This window comes from Hymenobacter sp. IS2118 (genome assembly GCF_000715495.1).
Taxonomy (GTDB): domain Bacteria; phylum Bacteroidota; class Bacteroidia; order Cytophagales; family Hymenobacteraceae; genus Hymenobacter.
This window is the reverse complement of the sequence record NZ_JNLX01000105.1, coordinates 1-5,222: the sequence shown is the minus strand read 5'-3', so window position 1 is coordinate 5,222 and position 5,222 is coordinate 1. Positions and strand designations below refer to the sequence as shown.

The following is a 5,222-nucleotide window of genomic DNA, read 5'->3' as shown; positions in this document are numbered from 1 at the left end:
AAAGCGGGCGGGGGGCGTTTGGGCAATAAGGTTGGCGGCGACCGACTCTCCCACCGGTGAAGGCAGTACCATAGGCGCACCGGGGCTTAACGACTCTGTTCGGAATGGGAAGAGGTGAACACCCGGGCTAAAGCCACCATTGCTGGCGGGGGTTGCGGTGTTCTATTGTCTTCTTGTGAGAAGAACGCAACCCTCAATAACTCGACGTAAGGGGACAAAAACGAAACGTATGGTGCGTGCTTGACGCCAGCCGCACTTGCGTGCGGCTCTAAAAGAAGCCCTCGGCCACTTAGTACGGCTCAGCTATTCTATTTCTAGTTGTTCACCTGCCGCCTATCAACGTCGTCATCTCCGACGGGCCTTCCATTGGGAAATCTCATCTCCAGGTGAGTTTCGCACTTAGATGCTTTCAGCGCTTATCTCGTCCCAGCGTAGCTACCCGGCGCTGCACCTGGCGGTACAACCGGCGCACCAGCGGCTGGTCCATCCCGGTCCTCTCGTACTAAGGACAGGTCCTGTCAAATTTCCAACGCCCACCACAGATAGGGACCGAACTGTCTCACGACGTTCTGAACCCAGCTCGCGTGCCACTTTAATCGGCGAACAGCCGAACCCTTGGGACCTTCTCCAGCCCCAGGACGTGACGAGCCGACATCGAGGTGCCAAACCTCCCCGTCGATATGAGCTCTTGGGGGAGATCAGCCTGTTATCCCCGGCGTACCTTTTATCCTTTGAGCGATGGCCCTTCCATGCGGAACCACCGGATCACTATATCCGTCTTTCGACCCTGCTCGGCTAGTCGGCCTCACAGTCAAGCCCGCTTCTGCTATTGCGCTCTGCGTCCGGTTACCAAGCGGACTGAGCGGACCTTTGAAAGCCTCCGATACTCTTTTGGAGGCGACCACCCCAGTCAAACTACCCAGCAGCCACTGTCTCCCGAATCTTCGGGATTAGGCATCAGGCACGGCAAGGGCGGTATTTCAACGTCGGCTCCCCGAGAACTAGCGTCCCCGGCTCAGCGCCTCCCGCCTATGCTACACATGCCGAACCCAACACCAATGGCAACCTATAGTAAAGGTGCACGGGGTCTTTCCGTCCCGTGGCGGGTACTCGGCATCTTCACCGAGACTACAATTTCACCGAGCTCACGGCTGAGACAGCGCCCAGATCGTTACACCATTCGTGCAGGTCGGAACTTACCCGACAAGGAATTTCGCTACCTTAGGACCGTTATAGTTACGGCCGCCGTTTACCGGGGCTTCGATTCAAACCTTCGCCTTGCGACTAAGTTCCCCTCTTAACCTTCCGGCACCGGGCAGGTGTCAGACCTTATACGTCCGCTTGCGCGTTAGCAAAGTCATGTGTTTTTGTTAAACAGTCGCCTGGGCCTTTTCACTGCGGCTTCTCGTCTTGCAACGAGGAAGCGACCCTTCTCCCGAAGTTACAGGTCCATTTTGCCGAGTTCCTTGGCCGTGATTCACTCGAGCGCCTCAGGATACTCTCCTTGACTACCTGTGTCGGTTTGCGGTACGGGTAATAAATGGGTTAAAACGCTTAGCAGGTTTTCTTGGCAGTCGGATTAGGCACACTATCCGCGTGTTCCGAAGAACGTACGGTACTATCAACTTTCGGCTAGAGTGGCGTACTTAACTACCTCCCCAATACCTACGGTCTTCAACGGGCACTTCCGTCCGCCCGCGGTGCTTTCACTTCTGCGTCACTGCATCACTTCCATTCATTAGTACAGGAATATTAACCTGCTGTCCATCGAGTGCACCTTTCGGCTTCCCCTTAGGTCCCGACTAACCCAATTCCGATTAGCGTTGAATTGGAAACCTTAGTCTATCGGCGTGCGGGTTTCTCACCCGCATTATCGTTACTCATGCCTACATATGCTTTTCTCCACGCTCCAACATGCCTGACGACACGCCTTCACCGCAAGGAGAATGCTCCCCTACCACTTAGTAGTCTTTCATACTAAATCCAAAGCTTCGGTACTAGATTTGATGCCCGCGTATTATCGACGCCCGCTCGCTCGACCAGTGAGCTGTTACGCACTCTTTAAAGGAATGGCTGCTTCCAAGCCAACCTCCTGGCTGTCAAAGCAAGTGGACCTCCTTTGTTCAACTTAATCTAGATTTAGGGACCTTAGCTGTTGGTCTGGGTTCTTTCCCTCTCGGCCGGGGACCTTAGCACCCCAGGCCTCACTGCCGTGTATAGCCATTGGCATTCGGAGTTCATCAGGATTCGGTAGGCTCTGACACCCCCTAGTCCTATTGGTAGCTCTACCTCCAATGACCTCAACCACGACGCTGTACCTCAATACATTTCGGGGAGTACGAGCTATTTCTCAGTTTGATTGGCCTTTCACCCCTACCCTCAAGTCATCCAAATCCTTTTCAACGGAAACTGGTTCGGTCCTCCAGTGCATGTTACTGCACCTTCAACCTGCTCAAGGGTAGCTCACAAAGTTTCGCGTCTACCCCCCCCGACTGCACGCCCTGTTCAGACTCGCTTTCGCTGCGGCTCCGCGCCTTAAAGCGCTTAACCTTGCCGGGGAGGAGTAACTCGTAGGCTCATTATGCAAAAGGCACGCTATCAGCCCACTAAAGGCCTCTAACTGCTTGTAAGCACACGGTTTCAGGTTCTTTTCACTCCGGTATTCCCGGTTCTTTTCACCTTTCCCTCACGGTACTAGTTCACTATCGGTGTCTCAGGAGTATGTAGCCTTAGCGGATGGTGCCGCTCGATTCAGACGGGGTTTCTCCGGCCCCGCCCTACTCAGGATCCCACTACCGTGAATCAGAATTGTCGCTTACCGGGCTCTCACCGTCTATGGCGCCCTTTCCCAAGGGCTTCAGCTAACTCGATTCAATCAGATGTCGTGGTCCTACAACCCCGGATTGGCCGTAACCAACCCGGTTTGGGCTCCTCCCCGTTCGCTCGCCACTACTTGGGGAATCATTGTTATTTTCTTTTCCTGCAGGTACTTAGATGTTTCAGTTCCCTGCGTTTGCCACCGCCAGTCAAGCTGGTCGGTTCCTGACTCTTCCAGTCAGGGGGTTGCCCCATTCGGAAATGCTGGGATGTAACGAGTATGTGCCTCTCCCCCAGCCTTATCGCAGCTTATCGCGTCCTTCGTCGCCTCTGAGACCCTAGGCATCCCCCGTGTGCTCTTTCTTACTTCTTTTTCGTAACGCTCTTCATTGCTGAAGTGCTTTCCTCATTGCTGAGGCAAGCGCGCTACGCTTCGTTTTTGTTACCCCTTACGTCAAAGAACGTGTGTCATCCTGGTGTTTGATGACTTCGTGAATAAGCTCCAATTGAGCTTATTCGGTATTATAAAAGTGGAGAATAACGGAGTCGAACCGTTGACCCCCTGCGTGCAAGGCAGGTGCTCTAGCCAGCTGAGCTAATCCCCCGAGTTTCGTATCCAGCAGCAATCCCGCTAGTACTAGTGGGCCTGCGTGGACTCGAACCACGGACCTCTACATTATCAGTGTAGCGCTCTAACCACCTGAGCTACAAGCCCGGGTTTCGACGGTACCCGAAGGCAAACGTAGAATCCGTATTCAAAAATTATTTGAATGAGGAAACAAATAAAGAGCAAGCACCAAGCAGTACTCATATTACTTATAACATCGTGAGCAAGGCCGCTCCAGAAAGGAGGTGATCCAGCCGCACCTTCCGGTACGGCTACCTTGTTACGACTTAGCCCTAGTTACCTGTTCTACCCTAACTGGCTTCGTTGCGGAGCACCAGCTTCAGGTCTACCAAACTTCCATGGCTTGACGGGCGGTGTGTACAAGGCCCGGGAACGTATTCACCGCGTCATTGCTGATACGCGATTACTAGTGATTCCAGCTTCACGGAGTCGAGTTGCAGACTCCGATCCGAACTGAGAACGGCTTTTCGGGATTGGCGCACCATCGCTGGTTGGCAACCCGCTGTACCGTCCATTGTAGCACGTGTGTAGCCCTAGGCGTAAGGGCCATGATGACCTGACGTCGTCCCCGCCTTCCTCACTGCTTGCGCAGGCAGTCTGTCTAGAGTCCCCATCATTACATGCTGGCAACTAAACATAGGGGTTGCGCTCGTTGCGGGACTTAACCCAACACCTCACGGCACGAGCTGACGACGGCCATGCAGCACCTTGCTTTGTGTCCCGAAGGAAAGGCTCATCTCTGAGCCGGTCACGCGCATTCTAGCCTAGGTAAGGTTCCTCGCGTATCATCGAATTAAACCACATGCTCCACCACTTGTGCGGGCCCCCGTCAATTCTTTTGAGTTTCACTCTTGCGAGCGTACTCCCCAGGTGGGATACTTAACGCTTTCGCTAAGCCAGTGACCATCTATCGCCACCAGCGAGTATCCATCGTTTACGGCGTGGACTACCAGGGTATCTAATCCTGTTCGCTCCCCACGCTTTCGTGCCTCAGCGTCAGTTACAGTCTAGGCAGCTGCCTTCGCAATCGGTGTTCTGGATACTATCTATGCATTTCACCGCTACAGTATCCATTCCGCCACCCTCGTCTGTACTCAAGTTCGCCAGTTTCCAGGGCAGTTCCACTGTTGAGCAGTGGGCTTTCACCCCGGACTTAAAGAACCGCCTACGCACCCTTTAAACCCAATAAATCCGGACAACGCTTGCACCCTCCGTATTACCGCGGCTGCTGGCACGGAGTTAGCCGGTGCTTATTCCTCAGGTACCGTCAGTAGAGCACGCATGCCCTTTTTTCTTCCCTGAGAAAAGCAGTTTACGACTCAGAAAGCCTTCATCCTGCACGCGGCATGGCTGGGTCAGACTCTCGTCCATTGCCCAATATTCCCTACTGCTGCCTCCCGTAGGAGTCGGGCCCGTATCTCAGTGCCCGTGTGGGGGACCAGCCTCTCAGCTCCCCTAGCCATCGTCGCCTTGGTGAGCCGTTACCTCCCCAACTAGCTAATGGCACGCAACCCCATCTGAATCCAATAAATCTTTAACCATTAAGTGATGCCACTCTGTGGTTTTATGCGGTATTAATCCGCCTTTCGGCGGGCTATCCCCCAGATTCAGGTAGGTTGGTTACGCGTTACGCACCCGTGCGCCACTATCTCTATTGCTAAAGACCGTTCGACTTGCATGTATTAGGCCTGCCGCTAGCGTTCATCCTGAGCCAAGATCAAACTCTCCATTGTAAAATGTTCTACACCCATGCGAACATGGGCTGATGTCGAGTGCT

The 5,222-nt window shown here is 53.9% G+C and carries 2 tRNA genes and 3 rRNA genes; all 5 read right to left on the bottom strand.

Annotated elements, in window-relative coordinates:
• Positions 1-29: 29 nt before the first annotated feature.
• The 5 genes from rrf to GM79_RS09325 all read right to left on the bottom strand — a co-directional run bounded on the left by rrf (position 30) and on the right by GM79_RS09325 (position 5,178).
• A 5S ribosomal RNA gene (rrf, locus tag GM79_RS09345) occupies positions 30-141 on the bottom strand.
• Between the two features lie 128 nt (positions 142-269).
• Positions 270-3,190: ribosomal RNA gene (locus tag GM79_RS09340) — 23S ribosomal RNA — on the bottom strand.
• 158 nt (positions 3,191-3,348) lie between these two features.
• Positions 3,349-3,422 (bottom strand) — tRNA-Ala (locus tag GM79_RS09335).
• A gap of 36 nt (positions 3,423-3,458) precedes the next feature.
• Positions 3,459-3,532, bottom strand: a tRNA-Ile gene (locus tag GM79_RS09330).
• 130 nt (positions 3,533-3,662) lie between these two features.
• Positions 3,663-5,178: ribosomal RNA gene (locus GM79_RS09325) — 16S ribosomal RNA — on the bottom strand.
• The 16S, 23S and 5S rRNA genes sit together here with 2 tRNA genes alongside, the layout of an rRNA operon.
• Between the last annotated feature and the right edge of the window lie 44 nt (positions 5,179-5,222).